19 protein-coding genes and 1 other RNA gene are annotated in these 19,303 nt (G+C 49.0%); 10 read left to right on the plus strand and 10 right to left on the minus strand.

The genetic code is table 11. The features are described 5' to 3' along the window. Positions 1-84 precede the first annotated feature (84 nt). Positions 85-1,437: an MFS transporter gene (locus K6J72_RS01490; RefSeq protein ID WP_221280012.1), complete on the minus strand. Its 1,353-nt coding sequence runs from the start codon at positions 1,435-1,437 to the stop codon at positions 85-87. A gap of 3 nt (positions 1,438-1,440) precedes the next feature. Continuing rightward, positions 1,441-1,671, minus strand: coding sequence for a hypothetical protein (locus K6J72_RS01495; RefSeq protein WP_221280014.1), 231 nt, complete (start codon positions 1,669-1,671; stop codon positions 1,441-1,443). 136 nt (positions 1,672-1,807) lie between these two features. Between K6J72_RS01495 and sppA the strand changes: the two genes are divergently transcribed. From sppA to K6J72_RS01520, 5 genes are all read left to right on the plus strand, one after another. Further along, positions 1,808-2,668, plus strand: a complete 861-nt coding sequence (gene sppA / locus K6J72_RS01500) for a signal peptide peptidase SppA (protein WP_221280016.1) — start codon at positions 1,808-1,810, stop codon at positions 2,666-2,668. A gap of 50 nt (positions 2,669-2,718) precedes the next feature. After that, complete coding sequence (locus K6J72_RS01505) at positions 2,719-3,156, plus strand: CopD family copper resistance protein (protein ID WP_221280018.1); 438 nt, start codon at positions 2,719-2,721, stop codon at positions 3,154-3,156. A 166-nt stretch (positions 3,157-3,322) separates the two neighbouring features. After that, positions 3,323-4,687 (plus strand): amino acid permease, encoded by a 1,365-nt coding sequence (locus tag K6J72_RS01510; protein ID WP_260320683.1) that lies wholly within the window; start codon positions 3,323-3,325, stop codon positions 4,685-4,687. A 48-nt stretch (positions 4,688-4,735) separates the two neighbouring features. Further along, on the plus strand, positions 4,736-6,163 hold the full coding sequence (locus K6J72_RS01515) for a Do family serine endopeptidase (protein WP_221280023.1): 1,428 nt from the start codon (positions 4,736-4,738) through the stop codon (positions 6,161-6,163). 5 nt (positions 6,164-6,168) lie between these two features. Continuing rightward, the gene (locus K6J72_RS01520; RefSeq protein WP_221280025.1) at positions 6,169-8,034 is read left to right on the plus strand and encodes a motility associated factor glycosyltransferase family protein; all 1,866 of its coding nucleotides are present in this window, start codon (positions 6,169-6,171) and stop codon (positions 8,032-8,034) included. Between the two features lie 3 nt (positions 8,035-8,037). On the opposite strand, the gene K6J72_RS01525 is transcribed toward K6J72_RS01520, so the two are convergent. The 4 genes from K6J72_RS01525 to K6J72_RS01540 form a co-directional block, all read right to left on the minus strand. Beyond that, the gene (locus K6J72_RS01525; RefSeq protein WP_221280027.1) at positions 8,038-8,361 is read right to left on the minus strand and encodes a hypothetical protein; all 324 of its coding nucleotides are present in this window, start codon (positions 8,359-8,361) and stop codon (positions 8,038-8,040) included. Beyond that, positions 8,361-9,230, minus strand: a complete 870-nt coding sequence (rsmH, locus tag K6J72_RS01530) for a 16S rRNA (cytosine(1402)-N(4))-methyltransferase RsmH (RefSeq protein WP_221280029.1) — start codon at positions 9,228-9,230, stop codon at positions 8,361-8,363. The genes K6J72_RS01525 and rsmH overlap by 1 nt, the downstream gene beginning before the upstream one ends. Before the next feature lie 6 nt (positions 9,231-9,236). After that, an RNA gene (gene rnpB / locus K6J72_RS01535) (RNase P RNA component class A) lies at positions 9,237-9,557 on the minus strand. A gap of 31 nt (positions 9,558-9,588) precedes the next feature. Next, positions 9,589-9,951 carry a winged helix-turn-helix transcriptional regulator gene (locus K6J72_RS01540; RefSeq protein WP_260320623.1) on the minus strand — a complete coding sequence of 121 codons (363 nt, stop codon included), beginning with the start codon at positions 9,949-9,951 and terminating at the stop codon, positions 9,589-9,591. Between the two features lie 312 nt (positions 9,952-10,263). On the opposite strand from K6J72_RS01540, the gene K6J72_RS08205 reads away from it, so the two are divergent. After that, positions 10,264-10,842 carry a zinc-binding dehydrogenase gene (locus K6J72_RS08205; protein WP_260320624.1) on the plus strand — a complete coding sequence of 193 codons (579 nt, stop codon included), beginning with the start codon at positions 10,264-10,266 and terminating at the stop codon, positions 10,840-10,842. Positions 10,843-10,868: 26 nt separating this feature from the next. Next, positions 10,869-11,066 carry a zinc-binding dehydrogenase gene (locus K6J72_RS08210; protein WP_260320625.1) on the plus strand — a complete coding sequence of 66 codons (198 nt, stop codon included), beginning with the start codon at positions 10,869-10,871 and terminating at the stop codon, positions 11,064-11,066. Between the two features lie 13 nt (positions 11,067-11,079). Here the strand turns inward: K6J72_RS08210 and K6J72_RS01550 are convergent, their stop codons facing one another. Genes K6J72_RS01550 through K6J72_RS01565 form a run of 4 tightly spaced genes read right to left on the minus strand, consistent with a single transcriptional unit; the run spans position 11,080 to position 15,622 of the window. Further along, positions 11,080-12,636 (minus strand): phospholipase D family protein, encoded by a 1,557-nt coding sequence (locus K6J72_RS01550; RefSeq protein ID WP_221280031.1) that lies wholly within the window; start codon positions 12,634-12,636, stop codon positions 11,080-11,082. Between the two features lie 12 nt (positions 12,637-12,648). Continuing rightward, on the minus strand, positions 12,649-13,896 hold the full coding sequence (locus tag K6J72_RS01555) for an MFS transporter (RefSeq protein WP_221280033.1): 1,248 nt from the start codon (positions 13,894-13,896) through the stop codon (positions 12,649-12,651). Beyond that, positions 13,896-14,912: a UDP-3-O-(3-hydroxymyristoyl)glucosamine N-acyltransferase gene (gene lpxD, locus K6J72_RS01560; RefSeq protein ID WP_260320626.1), complete on the minus strand. Its 1,017-nt coding sequence runs from the start codon at positions 14,910-14,912 to the stop codon at positions 13,896-13,898. The genes K6J72_RS01555 and lpxD overlap by 1 nt, the downstream gene beginning before the upstream one ends. Then, positions 14,909-15,622 (minus strand): triose-phosphate isomerase, encoded by a 714-nt coding sequence (locus K6J72_RS01565; protein ID WP_221281031.1) that lies wholly within the window; start codon positions 15,620-15,622, stop codon positions 14,909-14,911. The genes lpxD and K6J72_RS01565 overlap by 4 nt, the downstream gene beginning before the upstream one ends. A gap of 108 nt (positions 15,623-15,730) precedes the next feature. Here K6J72_RS01565 and K6J72_RS01570 point away from each other — a divergent pair, with 108 nt between their 5' ends. Genes K6J72_RS01570 through K6J72_RS01580 form a run of 3 tightly spaced genes read left to right on the plus strand, consistent with a single transcriptional unit; the run spans position 15,731 to position 19,295 of the window. Further along, a complete protein-coding gene (locus K6J72_RS01570) occupies positions 15,731-16,489 on the plus strand; it encodes a fumarate reductase cytochrome b subunit (RefSeq protein WP_221280035.1) in 759 nt (252 codons plus the stop codon). Positions 16,490-16,502: 13 nt separating this feature from the next. Then, entirely contained in the window at positions 16,503-18,566 is a 2,064-nt protein-coding gene (locus K6J72_RS01575; RefSeq protein ID WP_221280038.1) for a fumarate reductase flavoprotein subunit, read from the plus strand. Next, on the plus strand, positions 18,567-19,295 hold the full coding sequence (locus tag K6J72_RS01580) for a fumarate reductase iron-sulfur subunit (protein ID WP_221280040.1): 729 nt from the start codon (positions 18,567-18,569) through the stop codon (positions 19,293-19,295). Positions 19,296-19,303 lie beyond the last annotated feature (8 nt).

The following is a 19,303-nucleotide window of genomic DNA, read 5'->3' on the forward strand; positions in this document are numbered from 1 at the left end:
CTTTTAACGCAAAATGAGGCTTGATTTTACTTCAATGAAACTTGACAAAACTTTAAAAATGGACACGCCCCTATCTGTAAAATATTAATCCTCCATGGCTTTTCTAAACGCTACAGACATTTCTATGATCTGCTCTTCTTGGATTTGCGAAGCATCGTATTTCACGATGATTGTGTTTTGGCTCTCATTGATGTACCACTCTAAAATCCCCACTTGCGCCTCAATGGCTTTAAACTTCTGGCGATCGAAGGCATCTAGGGGGAAATAGACATTTTTTTGGCGGCTAGGATTGCTAAGCAGGCTCACAAGCCCTAGCCAGAGCACACAGACCACGACCACGAGGATCGCCACTTTCTCCACGCCAAGATAAGTGTAACCCATACCCCCTAGCATCCCCCCCACAAATGAACCCACATAGCCATAAGTTACAAACATGCCAAGCACCAATCCCCGTTGGTGCACTTTGGCAAACTTGCTCGCCAAAGATTGCATGATCGGCTCAAGCGTGCCAAAGCCGGCAAAAAAGCACATGACCCCACCGATAAAAAGCCAAGTGGTGGGCGAATCTAAATGCCGATCGGCATATGCCAAACACGCATAAGCGAGCAAGAACAAGAACACCCCACTTAAAAGCACGCCCTTGGCCTTGTGGAACTTCTCGGCAATGATCGCCGCAGGGGCCATGCTCACCATGCCTAAGAACGCCCCCGCTGTGTAGATTTTCCAAAGCACCCCCTTATCCATTTTAAACTCATGCACAAGGGCTAGGGGGATGAGCACAAAAATCAAAGTCATCAGGCATTTTTCAAAGAAAGAGCAACTATTGATGATGAAAATATCCTTGTTTTTGAGCGCATCTAGCAGTCTGGGCTTTTCTTTAAGGGTATAGACAATCTTAGGCGCTTCGGGGACTTTAAACACCATCAAGAACATGGAGGCTAAGCTTAAGAGGGCGGTGAGCATAAAGAGCCATTGCACCCCAAAGTGCATGCCTATACTAGGGCCGATCACCATCGCCGCCGTAAAGCTAAAGAATATCCCCGCCCCCATCATCGCCATCGCATGTGTGCGTTTTTCTTCCTCCACAAGGTCGGCGATCATCGCGCTAAGCACCCCCCCCATCGCCCCCATGCCCTGCACCAAGCGCCCCACCACAAGGGTGTGGATGTTGTGGGCAAAAAAGCACAAAAACGAGCCCGCCGTGAAGACTCCTAAAGACCACAGCACGACCTTTTTACGGCTGTATTTGTCGCTCAAAATCCCGATCGGGGTTTGGCATAAAATTTGGGTGAGATACGCCCCCCCCACCGCCAGGCCCATCATCGCCGCTGAGGCCTTGAAACTCACGGCATACAAAGAGATCACGGGCAAAACGATGAATAGCCCTAAAAAACGCAAGGAAGACACAAACACAAGGGGAAGAATTTTTTGCAACATGGGCTACCTTTGCGGCTGGACAGAGCCGGGCTTAAAAACTTCGCGGCATGCCTGTTTGTCGTGGTGCAACACGCAAGACTCTTGCAATTTCTTAAAATCTTGTGCGCGCTTTTCTTCTTGCGCTTGTTGGACTTGACGCATTTGGTAGGTGTAAACTCCATAAAACGCTAAACCCGCTACGACAATAAACAATAAATCACCCCGCTTCACTTTGGGGCAAAACTTGCACGCCATCGCTTTTCTTTTTGCTAGGTTTATAACACATTTTCATTTAAGTAAGCATGATGCAAACGCCAAAAACCCCTTTTTTAAACGGGCTTAAGGTTTTTTCAACATAATAAGCCTTTCGATCCCTTTTTTGGAGTTTGTCATGCTTGCCAAGTTGGCAAAGGTTTTCACCACCCCTTTAGATTTCATCACCCGTTATTTTAAAGCGATTGTGTTGCTTTTAATCGTGCTGTTTGTGTTGGTGGGCAAAGAGGGCACACAAGGCCCTACACCCAATTTAGCCAAAGTCTACCTCTATGGACCCATTTTTGAAAGCGAAACCTTGCGCGCACAAGTGCAACAAGTGCTGGCAAACCCGAGCATTAAGGGCGTGCTTTTACTCATCGACTCGCCCGGGGGGAGCATCAGTGCAAGTGTGGAGCTAAACGACACCATTGCCGAGCTTAGAAAGAAAATGCCTGTAGTGGCTTATGTGCAAGGTGTGATGGCAAGTGGGAGCTACTACGCTGGCATGGCAGCGGATGCGATTTATACCAATCGGGGCGCGCTGGTGGGCTCGATCGGGGTGATCTTTAGCGGTGTGGATATCCAAGCCCTCATGGATAAAGTGGGCATTAAATCTCAAGGATTAGCCAAGGGGGCGTATAAAGAGGTGGGGACTTTCACACGGGCGTGGACGGATAAAGAAAAGCAATACCTAGACCGCCTGCTCGATCAAGAATATAAAATGTTTGTGGGCGATGTGGCCAAAGCCCGCAAGCTAGACCCCACCCACGCCCCCGATTTTGCCGAGGGCAAAATTTTTAACGCCAAAGAAGCCCTAGATTTGCACTTGATCGACCACATAGGCACTTACAACCAAGCCATTAAAGCCCTGCAAACCCTAAGCCATGTTAAAACCCCCATTTGGCTCCAAAAAGACCGCTTGGATCGGTTAATGGATAAACTCTTGCAATCCAGCACGCAGGTTTTGGGGCGGTATTTGGGTGCATGGCTACATTAGCCAAACTTAGGCTATAATGGGGGTTTTGAATACATGTCCAAAGGTTGCCTATGGCTGCGCTTTACCCTTATGCTCTCGTTGTCCATTTGTGCTGTGCCGTGATTTTCATCGGCTATTTGTTCTTTGATGTTCTGATTTTGCCCAATGTCAAAAAGCTTTATGGAGATGAGATCGCCAACAAGGCAGAGCAGGGAATCGGCCAGCGGGCAGTGAAAATCATGCCCATTTGTGTGTTGTTGCTTTTGATCACGGGGGGGATGATGGTGAGTCAATACATCGGGGGAGATAAGGGCTACTTTGAAACCCCCTTTCAAAAGGTTTTGATGTTAAAAATTTGCTTTGCGTGTGGGATTTTTGCCATGGTGGGGATTGCTTTAACTTGCAAATTTTTAAACAAAAGAAATCCCATTGGAAATATCATCCACCCCACAGCGTTGATTCTAGGTGCGCTCATCATTATATGTGCCAAACTGATGTGGTACGCCTGATGTGCCCTCTTTACACGGCTCTACCCCCGCATTATTTAAAACTTGAGGTGTGGCATTCCTTCTTGAGGCGGCTTTAAACGGCGTGGGCGGCGTTTAAAGAGGGGGCGAAAGGAAGCTTGTGGAAAACGGACATTTAGAACGGGGCATTAAGTTACGCCAGTTGTTGATGATCGCCCTAGGGGGGACGATCGGCACGGGGTTGTTTGTGGGCACGGGAGGTAACATCGCCAACGCCGGGCCTTTAGGGACTTTAATCGCCTACATGGTGGGCGGGGTGATCGTGTATGCGATCATTTTGTCTTTGGGCGAGTTGGCAAGTGTGTACCCCACTACGGGCAGCTTTGGCGATTACGCCAGCCGCTTCATCGGGCCAGCCACGGGGTATATGGTCTTTTGGATGTACTGGGTGGGCTGGGTCATCACGGTCGCAGTGGAGTACATCGCCGTGGGGCTTTTAATGCAAAGATGGTTTCCCCATGTGCCTGTCTATTACTTTGTGATGGGCTGTATTGTGTTGATTTTCTTGCTCAATGCTTTTTCGGTGAAAATTTTTGCCGAAGGGGAGTTTTTCCTTGCCTCCATTAAAGTGTTTGCTGTGTTTATCTTCATCATTTTAGGCGTGGTGGGGATTGTTTACCAAATCCACCTACACGGCTTTAGCTCGGTGTGGGCGAATTTTTACATGGTGCACGCAAACCCAAAATTGGGGCTAGAGACAGGGTTTTTCCCCAAGGGGGCGATGGGGGTTTTTGGGGTGATCTTGGCGGTGATCTTTGCCTACACGGGCACGGAGATTGTGGGCGTGGCAGCAGGGGAAGCAACAAACCCAAGTGTGGCGATGCCCAAAGCCATCAAGGCAACCTTGTGGCGCATTGTGTTTTTCTTTTTAGGCTCGGTGATCGTGATCTCTGTGTTTTTGCCCATGACAGACTCTAGCATCGCCCAAAGCCCCTTTGTGGCGACTTTAGAGCGCATTCCCCTGCCCTTTGTGGGCACGGGCATCCCCTATGCCGCCGATGTGATGAACTTTGTGATCATCACGGCAATTTTATCCACCGCCAACTCGGGAGTCTATGCTTCCAGCCGCATGGTCTATGGTTTGGCACAAAAAAAGATGTTCCCCCCCATTTTTGCCAAGCTCAACAAACGAGGCACCCCCGTTTACGCGATGTATCTGTCCATGGGTTTTACGCTTCTTGGCATGCTCACCCAAGCCTACGCCCCTGAGAAAATCATCGAATCGCTCATCAACATCATCAGTTTTAGTGTGATCATTGTGTGGATCAGTGTGAGCGTGGCGCAGTACAATTTTAGAAAGCAGTTTGTGGCCTCGGGCAAATCTTTAGACGACTTGCCCTACCGCGCCCCCTTCTTGCCCTTGATCCAGCTGGTTGGCATCAGCGGGTCGCTTGTGGGGATTGTGGGGGCGTATATGGACCCAGAGCAGCGCATTGGGGCGTATTTAACCATTGGCTACACCCTTTTATGTTATTTGGGCTACTACCTCACTAAGGGCAAATGGGGGGCTTAAACAAAGTTTAGCTATACTAAACAGAAATACTTGTTTTAAAGGACAGCGATGAGGTTTATAGCATTAAGTGTGGCTTTAGCCGTGAGTCTAGGGGCAGGGTCGATCAACATACAGACCATGCCCGCAGTGAAAAACCGTGTGGGAGCGGATCACAACGGGAGTAGCACGATCTACTCTTTCCACAACTCTGTGAAAGAGGCGACCAAGGCGGTGGTAAACATCTCCACCCAAAAGAAAATCAAAAGTAATTTTATGGGTGGGGGGCTGTTCAACGACCCCTTTTTCCAGCAATTCTTTGGTGATCTGTATAATTCTGTGCCCAAAGACAGGGTTGAGCGGGCATTGGGCAGTGGGGTCATCATCTCTAAAGATGGTTACATTGTTACGAATAACCATGTCATTGACGGGGCGGATAAAATCTCTGTAACGATCCCCGGGAGCAATAAAGAATTCGTGGCGACCTTAGTGGGCAAAGACGCAGACAGCGATTTGGCGGTGATTAAAATCAATAAAGACAATCTACCCACCATCCAATTTGCCGACAGCGGGGATTTAATGGTCGGGGATTTGGTCTTTGCGATCGGAAACCCCTTTGGTGTGGGCGAAACCGTGACTCAAGGGATCGTCTCAGCACTCAACAAAACAAGCATTGGGATCAACAACTACGAAAACTTCATCCAAACAGATGCCGCCATCAACCCGGGCAACTCGGGGGGGGCTTTGATCGATAGCAGAGGCGGCCTTGTGGGGATCAACACGGCAATTCTATCGCGCACAGGGGGCAACCACGGCGTGGGCTTTGCGATCCCCTCTAATACCGTGCAACACATCGCCGTCCAGCTCATCAAAACCGGTACCATCCACAGAGGTTATCTGGGCGTGGGCATCCAAGATGTGAGCTCCGAGTTGCAATCCAGCTACAACGGGCAAGAGGGGGCGGTGGTGATCAGCATTGAAAAAGATTCCCCTGCCAAAAAAGCGGGCTTGATGATTTGGGACTTGATCATGCAAGTCAATGGCAAAAAGGTAAAAAACTCTGCCGAGTTGCGTAATCTGATCGGATCTATGTCGCCCAACCAACGGGTTACTATTAAGTATATGCGCAACAAAAAAGAATACACCACAAGTCTAGTTTTGACCGAACGCAAAAACCCCAATAGAAAAGAAACCAGCACAGCACACGAGGGTGCACACGGACAACTGAGCGGCCTTAAAGTAGAAACCCTAACCCCCAAACTACGCAAAGAAGCCCGTATCCCCGAAGAAATCCATGGGGTTTTGGTGCAAGAGGTGAAAGACAACTCCAAAGCGCAAGATTTGGGCTTTAGAGCGGGCGATGTCATCATGCAAATTGAAAATATCAGTGTGAAAAGCATTGAGGACTTTAACCACGCTTTGAGTCGTTACAGAAATGTCCCCAAACGCTTTTTGGTCTTTGACCCCAACCGAGGATATAAACAAATCGTGGCGAAATAGCCCCAATGGAGGGGTTGATCGCAGAGGAACGGATGGGGGCGTGTTTTGCAAAAAACCTAGAGTTTTTTAAAGCCCGTCTGCCTAAGTTACACGCTAAACTCCTTGCCCCCCCCACGCTTTATAACTTACTCAGCGACACGGGTGGGGTCAATGTCATCAATCTTAGCGATGGCTCTTTGCTCTTTGCTTGTGTTGAGGGGCAACACCAAATGTTTAACGCTGCCAAAGAGTGGGCGAAGTCCCCACTGACTAACCCTAAATGGCACTTAGATGATAACCAAATCACCCCCCTAAGCCCCCTTGAGTCCTTGCCCCTCACTAATGAAGGTTGCCAAGCTCTGTTAGCCTTAAGCTCCACTTCTAACACTTACCGTTTGGGCTTAAACTTCTACCCCCCCACGCTTTTTTATGGTTTAGCTGGGGGGCTGTGCTTGGCATTGCTTTTAGAGCAGGGGGCGTTTTTCCACGCTCTGTATCTGTACGAAGAACACCCCGACTTGTGGCGCATCAGCTGTTATTTTGTGGATTATGCCCGGTTGTTTAAAGCCACCCCTCCGAGTGCGTGTGTGCTAAGCTTAGGCGCAATACCCTCCACTTTATGGCAACATGTCTTTTTAGCTAAGAAAATCACCCATAGTTTCTTGCATTTAGAATTTGACCCCTATAAAAACGACAGCACCAAAGCCCAAGCCCAAAATTTCCGCAGAGTTAAAAGAAGGGCACTTAGAGGCTGGGGGAGTTTTGAAGACGAAATGCTAGGCTTAGCCAACACTTTAGAAAATCTCAAAACAAACCCTCCCATTTTTCAGCCCAAATACCTAAAAGCCATAGACTTACCCATTTGCGTGGTCGGCAATGGCCCTAGTTTAGATGGTTTGCTCCCCTTTTTAAAAGAAAACGCCGATAAAATGGTCGTCTTTAGTTGTGGTACGGCTTTAGGGGTGCTGAAAAAGGCTGGGGTGGCTGTGGATTTTCAAATTGAGATTGAGCGCATCGACTACTTAAGGGAAGTTTTGGTCAATGCACCGCTGGGCGACACGCCTCTAATCTGTGGCAATATGCTAAACCCTAGGGCTTTAGCTTGCGCCAAAGAAGCCTATGTGTTTATGCGTGGAGGCAGTTGTAGCGGATGCCTTGCCCCCCATTTAAGCGTGGAGTTTAGCGCGCCCTTTGTCGGCAATGCCGGGGTCGCTTTGGCAAGCCTATTTAGCCACACTTTGATCTTATGTGGGCTGGATTGTGGCTACATTGAGGGGCAGACAAAGCACGCTAAGGGCTCTTACTATGGCGACGAAAGTCCACAAATCCCCACGGACAGCCTAGAAGTGCGCGCGAATTTTGGCGACACAAAGGTCTTTAGCGATGGCTTGTTTTTGCTCTCAGCAGAGCAAATGGGGCAGTTGTTTAAACACCGACAAAACCAAGTCTATAACCTCTCTAGCGGGGCGTTTATAGAGAACACCATGCCCTTACAAGCGCAAGATTTAAAACTGACAGGGGGCAAGAAGGACAGGGCGATTAGGCGCATCAAGAGTGCCTTCAAGCCCCTTAAAATCAGCCCACAAAAGGAGGGTTTAAACGCCTTTAAAAGGGCGTTAACAGAGCTTTTAAACACACCCATTGTTACCAAAAAAGAGCTTTACGCCTTAGTGGATCAAATCAACGCTTTGAGTGTAACAACTACACAAGAAAACCCCTTTGTGGGGATTTTGTTTGAAGGCTCGCTCGCCCATCTGTGCTTGCACCTGCTCGTCGCGTGCTTGCCTTTAAAGCAAGCCGACTTGCCTGTCTTTTGCGCCAAAGCCAAAGGGATCATTTTAGACACTTTGGAGTCCATGCACACCGCTTATGAAGAGAATTTGGGGTGTTAAAACCTAGGGCATGTTTTCAATGTTGTATTTGTAGCGTTGTTTTTCTAGCTCTAAGCCCAAGCGGTGTTTTTCTTCTTGCAAGAGCTCTTCTTGGCTTTGGAGTTTTTGGATCGAACGGCTGAGGTAGTAAATGTTGTTGCTGAGATAGATTTTAGGCGCAAAGACAAACAAGGTGATCAAAAAGATGATGAACACACCGCCTAAGTTGAGGGGGGACAAACCTTGTTGCTCCTCTTTATTGTCAGCAAATAGGGCTTCTCTCTCTTTGTCTGTGGCGCGTAGCCGGCGTTCTTCGCTCTCAGGTTCTAGGGGTTTGGAGGACACCATCACAAAGCCTTGAAGTGGAAAGCCCGCATTTTTGCGCTCCTTGCACGGGGGTTTTGGCGCACTTCTTGCTGGCTGGGGGTGATGGGCTTTTTAGTCAGCAACTCCCCGTAAGTTTTGCCAAGCGCGCTGCTTGTGGCGCATTCTTTAAAAGCGTGCTTGACTTGCCTGTCTTCTAAAGAGTGGAATGAGATGACACAAACAAGCGTGTCTGACAGGGTTTTCGCATACTCTAAAAAGGCTTGCAGGTTTTGCATTTCGCCATTCACTTCCATGCGAATCGCCTGAAAAATTAGAGTGGCGGGGTGTAACTTGCCCCTATGGGTGTGTTTGGCTAAAAAATTTGCCAAATCTTGGGCACTACTAAAGGGCTGTTTGTGGCGTTGCTGCACGATGAGAGAAGCGATCTTTTTACACTCACGCACTTCGCCCGCCTGCAACACCCGCTCGAGCTCATACAAGCTATAGCCATTCACCACCTTAAAAGCATCCAAATTTTGCTCTAAGTCCATACGCATGTCTAAACACAGCGAGTGAAACCCAAAGCCCCGATGGGGGTTGTCAAGTTGTAAAGAGCTCACCCCCAAATCCGCCAAAATCCCATCGGGGGGGGGCAAGGTGGGTAAAACTTGGGCGAAGTTGCCCTGCTTATGGGTGAAACGCTTGACATAGGGGGCGAGTTTGTCAAGGGCTAGGGCCTGGGCACTCTTGTCCCTATCAATGCCCACAATGTGTAAGTTGGGGTAGGCTTGCAACAGGGCCAGGCTGTGTCCGCCCAAACCCAAAGTGCAATCGATTAAAACAGGTTGGGGCTTTTGACTTAAAGGCTGAAAAAGAGCGACAACCTCTTCTAATAAAACGCTTTGGTGCATGTAATCCTTTAAGCATGGGCATAAGCCGAGTTCTGTCGAGGGTGGTTATTTATCTTGGATGGGTTTTACAACCCACCTCTTGCGAAGTGCCTCATCAAAGACTTTACCATACACTTCTTGCTACAGATTGGGTTTGCCTAGGCCGACCCCAATTGCTTGGGGCGCGGTGGGCTCTTACCCCACCTTTTCACCCTTACTCCTAAAGAGCGGTTATTTTCTGTGGCACTTTCCCTTAGCTTGCGCTAGCCATCCGTTAAATGGAATCTCGTCTTAAGTAGCTCGGACTTTCCTCTTTGGTTTGACCCAAAGCAACCACCGCCCATGCAAGCTGGCATTGTAGCTAAAATTAGCTTAATGTTTATGAAAGTGGCGGTTCTTGTTCGAGCGTTACTGCCCACTGATACAGCGCGTTGAGCGCAGGGAGTAAGGTTTTGCCATTTTCATGCAGCGAGTACTCCACTGTTGGGGGGATTGTGGGGGTGTGTTTTCTAATGATGATCTTATCGGCTTCTAGCTCACGCAAACACTTTGTCAACATCGTTGCCGTGATGCCCACGACCTTTCTTTGCAATTCATTGTAACGGAGTGTTTGGTTGGGGGCATCGGCGATGTACCACAAAATGGGTAGCTTCCATTTTTGCCCTAGAATTTGCATGGCACGCAAAATGGGACACTCTGTCTGGTAGATGTTTTGGTCTTTTGGTAAATTTAAATCTTGCATAGACACTCCTAAATAGCGTAATTATAGCAAAAATATACTAACTAAGAAGAAAAACTTTATACTTGTAAAAATATTGTAATTCGGGTACAATCCGCAACCCATAAAAATTTTAGGAGTTTTAAATGAGTAAACAAGTCCAAATTAACCGCGTGGGCGATTCGGATGTGTTGGAAATCGTCGATGTAGATGTACCCGCTCCCAGCGCAAACGAGGTACAAATTGCCTTTAAGGTGCTGGGTTTAAACCGCGCTGAAATCATGTATCGGCGGGGGCGTTATATTTACAAGCCACAATTCCCCTCCAAATTAGGTTATGAGGGGGCGGGCGGGCGTGGTGCGTGCCGTAGGTGCAGATGTTGTAGGCATTCAAGTGGGCGATGTGGTGAGTGTGATCCCCAGCTTTTTGCTCACCCAGTATGGCACTTACGCTGAGGTGGCAAATTTGCCCGCCCACTCAGTTGTCAAACACCCCAAAAATCTTTCTTTTGAAGAGGCGGCGGCAAGCTGGATGGCGTTTGTTACGGTCTATGGTGCGTTCGTTGAGTTGTACCAAGTCAAGGCGGGGGATTTTGTGGTCTTAGGAGCTGCCACGAGCAGTGTGGGCTTGGCGGCGATCCAATTTGCCAAAATGCTCGGGGCAAGCACCATCACCCTCACACGCTCACACACCAAAGGGGATATTTTAGTGGAGAAAGGCGCGGATTTTGTGCTCGCCACACAAGAAGATGATCTAAGCGCCCGTTTAAAGGAGATCACAAACGGACGGGGTGTCAATCTTGTATTTGACCCTGTGGGTGGTCCAGTGGCAAACACCCTTGTTAAAGCGATGGCTGATGATGCCTATTACAATCTTTACGGCGCGCTCAAGCCAGACGACAGCCCGTCCCTGTAGCCGACATGCTTTTTAAAAGGCTCACATTGCGGGGATATCAGTTGTTTGAGCTCACCACAAACCCCACGAGATTAGAGAGGGCAAAATCTTATGTTTATGAAGCCCTAGCCAGCCGTAAATTGCGCCCCGAGATTGATTGCATTTTTGATTTTAAAGACATTGCCAAAGCCCACGACTACATGGAGCAGGGCACACAAATTGGCAAGGTGCTGGTTAGGATTTAAGAGGTTTGCGCCTTTAAAGTTCACTCTCGGGCAGAATCTTAGACCAATTCTTAATGAAACGCAAAAAAGGTGAAGTGTCCGGGGGCTTGTTATAGCGTACCACCTGTCCATCCTCCACCCCCTCCCATATCAATTTAGAATGCAAGGCGTGTTTTTCTAAGATCAAATGCCAGCTATCGTGCATTTGCTCTTGCATACGGTGTTGCAAGTAGAGTGCAAAGGCGGGGTTGTCAAAGACCACCACAGACTCGGTGTTGATTTGCGCCGAACGGGCATCTAAATTAAAGCTGCCGATCCAAGTTTTTTGGCTGTCAAAAATCAAGGTTTTGCTATGCAATGAGTTTTTAAACCGCCCCTTGATTTTAAAGCGTACCCCCTTGCGGGTGTATTTGATGTAGCGGGACAAGTCGCTTTTGGTTTCATAGACATTCGCCCCCGCCTTGACTAATTTTTTAGCGTAGCGCTCCCACGCTCCATACACCACAATCGCATCGGTGGAGGCGAGCGAATTTGTCAAAATGCTGAGCTCTAGCCCTTCGTCCATTTTTTGGATAAAAGTTTTTAGCAGGGCAGGACCGGGGATCAAATAAGATGAAGCAATGTAGAGCGAGTTTGTGGTGCGCTTTAAAATCTCTTGTAGGGCGTGGTTGATAGGGGATTTGGGGTTTAGGGCGTAGATTTTTTCGGGGCGATCGGCGATGAAAACGGCGTGTCCTAAGTAAGCCTTGTTTTGTCTGTTTAAGAATTTTTGGATAAAGGCTTGTACTTCTTTATCGTAGGTGCTTTGGTCGTTTAGCAAGAGTTTTGACAGGCTTTTTTCATAGGTTTTGGCGTATCTTTTTAGTTTTCTATGGCTGGGCAGTAAATTAGCGGGGATCGCGCCCTTGAAGTTCCAATACTCTAAAAAACTTTGTTTGGCTTTCAAGCTCACCGCCCCTAAAAACAGCGCATCTGTGTCCAAAAAGTTCTCGTCTAAATCGTTGTCAAAATAGACATCCGCGATGTTGCGCCCCCCAATCACTAAAGCCACATTATCTACAATGAACAATTTATTGTGCATGCGCTTTTTAATGCGATCATAACTAGCCATCATCTCTAGGTAGCGCAAGCCCTTGTTGCGGACTCGATAGGGATTAAAAATTTTGACATCAATGTTGGGGTGGGTGTTTAGCATGATGATGTCGGACATGTCCGAGTCTAGCCCATTGTCGTCGATCAAAAGGCGCACCTTCACCCCCCGATTGGCCGCCTTGTAAAGCTCAAACATCATCACCCGTGCAGAGATGTCGTTTTTGTATAGGTAGGTTTGGATGTCTATGTTGTGCGTGGCTAGACGGATTAAGGCGATTCGTTGCAACAAAGCTTTATCCCCATCTTGTAAAATAAAGCCCAAACTCCGCTTGAGGTCTTTTGCGAGTGTGGGGGCATAAACCCGCCCTAGCGGGGTGCTTAGGGGTTGGTAGCTTTCTAAAATGTGGATGTGATCGGGGCGTTTCTTGGCGATGGTGGCAAGGCAACCGCTGAAAAACAGCGGGCATAAAAGCAAACAAATGCAAAAAAAGCGTTGCAACAAAGCCCTTAATCAATCCAACACAGGTTTTTTAGGCAAGCACATGGCGGCAACGAACATACACGCCATCATCACGGCAACATAGACAAAGAAGCCGTTTTCAAGGTTGGCGTGCTTGAATTGCAACGCCACATAGGGGGTAGATCCGCCAAAAATTGCATTGCCCAGTGCAAAGCTAAAACCCGTACCAAGCGCACGCACATGCTCGGGGAAGAGCGCGGCCTTAAAAATCCCCGAAACCGAAGTGTAAAAACTAAGGATCAAAAAGAGGGCGAGCACGGCTAAGAAAGCAATGGTGGTGTTGTGGGCATGCATGGACATGACCCTAAAGAGCGGAGCAATGCCAAAGAAGGCAAGGATTGTAAAGGTGATGACCGCCCGCCTATGGCTGATTTTATCCCCGATATAGCCAAAGAGGGGCTGGATGAGCATGAGGATTAAAAGCGCAAAGACAAAAACATCATTAACCACCACTTTTGCCATGCCCGCATTTTCTAGGTAGGTTTTGGCGTAGGTAGTGATCGTATAAAAGGCAAGCGATCCGCCCGCACTGATGACAAACACAATGAAACAAGTTTTAAAGTGGGGCAAGAGTGCCTTTAAAGTCCCCCGATCTTGATGCTCTTCTAACTCGCTAGAACTCTCATCCATTAAACGCCGTGCCACCAAAGAGCCTAGAGCCAAAAGCCCCCCTAGCACAAATAAAATCCGCCATGCAAAGGCACTCACCTGCTCTAGGCTAAAAAACATCATCAAGATGCCAATACTCGCCACCGCCAAAAACTGCCCCCCAATCAGGGTACTGTATTGAAAAGAGCTGTAAAAGCCCCGATTGCCTTTAGAGCTAAGCTCGGATAAATAGGTCGCCACGATGCCATACTCCCCGCCCACACTAAGCCCCTGCACCATGCGCGCAAGCAATAAAAACAAAATTGCCATATCTCCCACGGTTTCTTTAGTCGGCAGTGCGGCGATCATAAAAGAGCCGATGGACATCAAGACCACGGACATGATCATGGACTTTTTACGCCCAACTTTATCGGCCAGAGAGCCAAAAATCCACGAACCCAAAGGGCGCATGAAAAAGCCGACTGCAAAAATCCCAAAGACTTGGATTTGTTGGATGATGGGGTTGTTTGACTCGCTGAAAGAGTGGGCGAAGTAGGTTGCGCTGAAGGCGTAGATATAAAAGTCAAACCATTCTACTAGATTGCCACTTGCCGCCGCAATGACGGAGCGGATTTTTTTGCTCTGTGCCATTAGCGTTTCCACAAACCCTTAGCTTTGTCGATCAAACTCGGTTTTTGCTTTTTGGCAAAACGCCTAAGCGTGGCTAAGAAGTGGTGCCACTCGTGGATTTCCATTGCCGGGATCGCCCCTGCATAGTTGGTGTGCGGGGGCAAGTCCTTACCCACCGCCCCTTTGCCCCCGATTTGGGTAAATTCCCCAATGTGCATATGCCCCCCTGTACCCACCTGTCCGCCCAAAACCACATTGCGCCCCATGGTCGTAGAGCCAGACAGCCCCACTTGCGACACAATGATCGAATGCTCACCCAGCACACAGTTATGCCCCACTTGCACGAGGTTATCGATTTTCACGCCCTGTTTGATGTGGGTGATGCCAAAGACCGCCCGATCGATCGTGGTGTTTGCCCCGATCTCCACAAAGTCATCGATCTGCACGATGCCCGTGTGCTCGATTTTGATGTGTGCCCCCAGCTCGGTGTGCGCATAACCAAAGCCATCGCTGCCGATCACGCTATTGGCGTGGATGATCACCTCATTGCCAATTTGCGTGTTTTGATAAATGGTAACATTGGGGTAAATTTTGCAATTCTTGCCAATTTTCACCCCATCGCCTAGCACTACATTGGCCATGATGATGCTGTTGTCCCCAATCTCCACCCCCTCACCCACCACGACATGGGGCATTAGGGTTACATTTGCGCCCAAATTTGGGGGGGTCTTGGTGCTGGGGGTTTTGAACATATCCACCTTAAAGGCCTGCGAGATTTTGGCAAAGGCTAAATGGGGGTTTGGCGTGATGATGGCTTGGCTATGGGTGGGGACCTTGCTGGCATATTCGGCACGGATAAACACGCCCCCTGCTTTGGTGTCTTTGAGTTTCTTTAAATAGGACTTTTGATCCACATAACTCAAGTGGTTAGGCGTGGCTAGCTCTAAGGGGGCGACCCCGACAATCTCAAAATCCTTAAAATTAGGCGGCAACGCGGCATCTATTGAGTAGGTTTCCTTCAAGGCATTAAAGGTCATGAAAACTCCTTTGTGTGGCTGATGTTGATGATGTCTAATAAGGCTCGTGGTTCTAGGCACGCTTTGCCCACCAACACGCCATCGACTTCTTGTAGGCTTAAAATGGAATCGGCGTTACTCACTTGCACACTCCCCCCATAGACGATTTTTACACGGGATTTCAGGGCTTGCTTTAGCCCCCCGATGGTGCTGGCGATCTCATCCATTTGTGCGCTCACTCCCGTGCCGATTGCCCAAATCGGCTCGTAGGCTAAAATGAGCTTAGGGTAGCTTAAATCCAGCCCTTCAAGTTGCCCGAGCAAGTAATCTAACACGGCATTTTGCCCCAAATTACGCGTGGCTAAAGACTCGCCGATACAAAAGACAATTTGAAAGCCATGCTCTTTAAAGAAGTTAAACTTCTCTAGGCAAAACTTAGGCTCTTCGCCCAGCAACAAACGCCTTTCACTATGCCCGATGAGAATGGAGCTAATCCCTAGCTCTTGCAGGGCGTGCAAGGTGATCTCTCCTGTGAAAGCCCCTTGCTTGGCAGGGTAGGCATTTTGCGCGCCCAAAGCCACACCAGCGGATTTACACACCCCAAGCTCAAGCAAGGGGACAAAAAGAGTGAGGTAGGGGACTAATTCTTGGGACAGATTTTTTTGCAAATGCTCCAAATAGGGCAATAGATGAAGCGCGTAGGATTTAAAATTAGCCAACACGAATTTCACGAGGTACTCCAAAATTTCCCATATCTTAGCAAAACATGGCAAAAATCGCTAAAAAGTTACCATAATTTTGCTATCATTTTTGAATCGGACTAAACTTAGGAGTTTTGGATGCAAAATGAGGAAATCATTGAGGGCTATTATGGCGTGGGAGCGGAGCGCAAAAAGAGCGGGATGTACGCTAAGCTGGACTTTTTACAGAGCGCAACAGGGCTTATTTTAGCCTTATTTATGATCGCGCACATGTTTTTTGTCAGTAGCATTTTGATCAGCGACAAGGCGATGTATGCTGTAACAAAATTCTTTGAGGGCAGTTTGTTCATCAAAGCGGGCGAGCCAGCGATTGTGAGCGCGGTGGCGGCAGCGGTCATCATCATTTTGGTCGCCCACGCCTTTTTAGCCCTGCGCAAATTCCCCATCAATTACAGGCAGTATAAAATCTTCCAAACCCATAAACACTTGATGAAACATGGCGACACCAGCCTATGGATGGTGCAAGTGGGTACAGGTTTTGCGATGTTCTTTTTAGCCAGCATCCACTTGTTTGTGATGCTCACTGCTCCGCACAGCATAGGGCCACACGCTTCGTCCTACCGCTTTGTGAGCCAGCATTTTTGGTTGCTCTATATTTTCTTGTTGATCGCGGTGGAGTTGCACGGCTCGATCGGGCTTTACCGCCTCGCCATTAAATGGGGGTGGTTTAAAGACATGGGGATCGATCAACTACGCAAAATCAAATGGGGCATGAGCGTGTTTTTCATTGTGTTGGGTCTGCTCACCTATGGCTCTTATGTCAAACACGGGATCATGCAAAAAGCGCAGATTTCTAGCATGCAGCAAGCCGTGAACGCGGACGAACAACTCCACTAATAGAAGGATAACAATGAAAGTAGTTTATTGCGATGCATTGGTTGTGGGCGGGGGGTTGGCCGGACTAAGAGCCAGCATTGCCTGCCGCCAAGTGGGTTTGGATGTGATTGTGCTCTCTTTAGTGCCCGTCAGGCGCAGCCACTCGGCAGCCGCCCAGGGGGGGATGCAAGCCAGCCTTGGCAATGCCAAAATGAGCGAGGGCGACAATGAGGATTTGCACTTTTTAGACACAGTCAAAGGGAGCGACTGGGGGTGCGATCAACAAGTGGCGCGCATGTTTGTTACAACCGCCCCCAAAGCAATTAGAGAGCTTGCCAACTGGGGCGTGCCCTGGACCCGCATTAAAAAGGGCGACAGGCCTGCGGTGATCAATGGCGAGCATGTAACAATCACCGAGAGAGAGGATCGGCATGGCTATATCCTAAGCCGCGACTTTGGGGGGACAAAAAAATGGCGCACTTGCTTTACGGCAGACGCGACAGGGCACACCATGCTTTATGCCGTGGCGAATGAAGCCCTGCACCACAAGGTTAAAATCGAGGATCGCAAAGAGATGATCGCCCTGATCCACCACGGGGGCAAGTGCTATGGAGCGGTGGTGCGCGATTTAATCACCGGCGAGATTGTGGGGTATGTTTCTAAAGGTACACTCTTAGCCACGGGCGGTTATGGGCGGGTGTATAAGCACACCACCAACGCCGTGATTTGCGATGGTGTGGGCATCGCCACCGCTTTAGAAACGGGTGTGGCAAAACTAGGCAACATGGAGGCGGTGCAATTCCACCCCACTGCTTTAGTGCCTAGCGGGATTTTGATGACCGAGGGGTGCAGAGGCGATGGGGGGATTTTAAGGGATAAATTCGGCCGGCGTTTCATGCCCGCTTACGAGCCTGAGAAAAAGGAGCTTGCCAGCCGCGATGTGGTGAGTCGCCGCATTCTAGAGCACATCAAAAGAGGCTATGGGGCAAACTCTCCCTATGGCGACCATGTGTGGCTAGACATCGCAATTTTAGGGCGCGCACATGTGGAGAAAAACCTAAGGGATGTCCATGAAATTGCCGAGACCTTTGCGGGTGTCGATGCCGCCGATGACAGCCTAGAAACAGAGGAGAATTTAAAGGGCATGCCCACAGATGAGCCCGATTTTGGTCCCGGTGCGCCCAAACAAAAAGGTTGGGTCCCCATCAAGCCCATGCAGCACTACTCTATGGGGGGACTACGCACCGATTACAAGGGGCATAGCCACTTAAAAGGTTTGTTCTGTGCGGGTGAGGCGGCTTGTTGGGACTTGCACGGCTTTAACCGCTTGGGGGGTAACTCTGTGAGCGAGGCGGTCGTGGCGGGCATGATCATCGGGGATTATTTCGCCGCGTATTGTAAAAGTGCAGAGCTAGACATCAGCACGCACATTGTGGAGCAGTTCATCCAAAAAAGCCACGAACACATCCAAGAACTCTTACACAACGATGGGAAGGAAAATGTCTATGAAATCCGCGAGCGCATGCGTGAAATCATGGACGAAAAAGTCGGAGTGTTTAGAGAGGGGCACACCTTAGAAGCCGCCGTGAACGAATTAGAAGAGCTTTATAAACGCTCCAAACACATCCATGTGAAAAACAAAAAGACCCACAACAACCCCGAGCTCGAGGACGCTTACCGCACCCAAAAAATGCTCAAAATCGCCCTTTGCATCGCTAAGGGGGCCCTAGATCGCACTGAAAGTCGGGGCGCGCACACTCGCTTAGACCACCCCAAAAGAGATGATGCAAATTGGTTGAACCGTACCCTTGCCTCTTGGCCTGATCCTAACCAAACTCTGCCAACTTTAGAATACGAGCCCCTAGACATCATGAAAATGGAACTTAGCCCCGACTTTAGGGGCTATGGGGCAAAGGGCAACTTCATCCCCCATCCCTTGAAAGAGCAAAGAGACGCTGAGATCAAAGAAATCACAGAACGCATCCAAGCGCAAGGGGGGGATCGCTACGATTTGCAAGAGGCTTTAATGCCCTTTGATTTACAACCCAAATACAAGGCGCGCAATGTCCGCCTAGATGATCAAAGACAAGGAGAATAAATGGGACGGCAGATCACCATCCGCGCCTTAAAATTTGACCCCCAAAGCGCGGTTTCTAAACCCCACTTTAAAGATTACCAACTAGAGGAGATTCCCTCAATGACTCTTTTCATCGCTTTGGGGATGATTAGAGAACAGCTAGACCCGGATTTGAGCTTTGACTTTGTGTGTCGGGCGGGCATTTGTGGCAGCTGTGCGATGATGATCAATGGGCGGCCACGCCTTGCGTGCAAAACCCTCACTTCTAGCTTTAGCGAAAATGTCATCACGCTCATGCCCATGCCCTCTTTCCCTTTGATCAAGGATTTGAGCGTGAATACGGGCGAGTGGTTTGCTGGCATGAATGCAAGAGTGGAAAGTTGGGCGCACCACAAAAAGGAAGTGGACATCACTAAGCCTGAAGAGCGCGTTGATCCAGACGAAGCCCAGAGCGTTTTTGAACTCGATCGTTGCATTGAATGCGGGTGTTGCATCGCGGCTTGCGGTACGAAACTAATGCGGGAAAACTTCATCGGGGCAGCGGGGATGAACCGCGCCATGCGCTTTTTGATCGACTCACACGATGAGCGCAGCGATGACGACTTCTACGAATTGGTCGGCGATGACGATGGGGTTTTTGGGTGCATGAGTCTCATTGGTTGCCACGACACCTGCCCCAAACAAATCCCCCTGCAAGGCACTTTAGCCCAGCTGCGCAATAAAATGGTGAAAGTGGGCAAAGCCCGCTAAGTACTTTG

This window comes from Helicobacter sp. NHP19-003, from assembly GCF_019703305.1.
Classification (GTDB): Bacteria; Campylobacterota; Campylobacteria; order Campylobacterales; family Helicobacteraceae; genus Helicobacter; species Helicobacter gastrocanis.

Bases quoted from the DNA above. Each gene is read 5' to 3' on its own strand.
- K6J72_RS01525 (WP_221280027.1), bottom strand. From the start codon at position 8,361: ATGGTGTCCTCCAAACCCCTAGAACCTGAGAGCGAAGAACGCCGGCTA.
- sppA (WP_221280016.1), top strand. From the start codon at position 1,808: ATGCTTGCCAAGTTGGCAAAGGTTTTCACCACCCCTTTAGATTTCATC.
- lpxD (WP_260320626.1), bottom strand. From the start codon at position 14,912: ATGACCTTTAATGCCTTGAAGGAAACCTACTCAATAGATGCCGCGTTG.
- K6J72_RS08205 (WP_260320624.1), top strand. From the start codon at position 10,264: ATGAGGGGGCGGGCGGGCGTGGTGCGTGCCGTAGGTGCAGATGTTGTA.
- K6J72_RS01490 (WP_221280012.1), bottom strand. From the start codon at position 1,437: ATGTTGCAAAAAATTCTTCCCCTTGTGTTTGTGTCTTCCTTGCGTTTT.
- K6J72_RS01570 (WP_221280035.1), top strand. From the start codon at position 15,731: ATGCAAAATGAGGAAATCATTGAGGGCTATTATGGCGTGGGAGCGGAG.
- K6J72_RS01515 (WP_221280023.1), top strand. From the start codon at position 4,736: ATGAGGTTTATAGCATTAAGTGTGGCTTTAGCCGTGAGTCTAGGGGCA.
- K6J72_RS01555 (WP_221280033.1), bottom strand. From the start codon at position 13,896: ATGGCACAGAGCAAAAAAATCCGCTCCGTCATTGCGGCGGCAAGTGGC.
- rsmH (WP_221280029.1), bottom strand. From the start codon at position 9,230: ATGCACCAAAGCGTTTTATTAGAAGAGGTTGTCGCTCTTTTTCAGCCT.
- K6J72_RS01510 (WP_260320683.1), top strand. From the start codon at position 3,323: ATGATCGCCCTAGGGGGGACGATCGGCACGGGGTTGTTTGTGGGCACG.
- K6J72_RS01520 (WP_221280025.1), top strand. From the start codon at position 6,169: ATGGAGGGGTTGATCGCAGAGGAACGGATGGGGGCGTGTTTTGCAAAA.
- K6J72_RS01505 (WP_221280018.1), top strand. From the start codon at position 2,719: ATGGCTGCGCTTTACCCTTATGCTCTCGTTGTCCATTTGTGCTGTGCC.
- K6J72_RS01580 (WP_221280040.1), top strand. From the start codon at position 18,567: ATGGGACGGCAGATCACCATCCGCGCCTTAAAATTTGACCCCCAAAGC.
- K6J72_RS01495 (WP_221280014.1), bottom strand. From the start codon at position 1,671: ATGGCGTGCAAGTTTTGCCCCAAAGTGAAGCGGGGTGATTTATTGTTT.
- K6J72_RS01575 (WP_221280038.1), top strand. From the start codon at position 16,503: ATGAAAGTAGTTTATTGCGATGCATTGGTTGTGGGCGGGGGGTTGGCC.
- K6J72_RS01540 (WP_260320623.1), bottom strand. From the start codon at position 9,951: ATGCAAGATTTAAATTTACCAAAAGACCAAAACATCTACCAGACAGAG.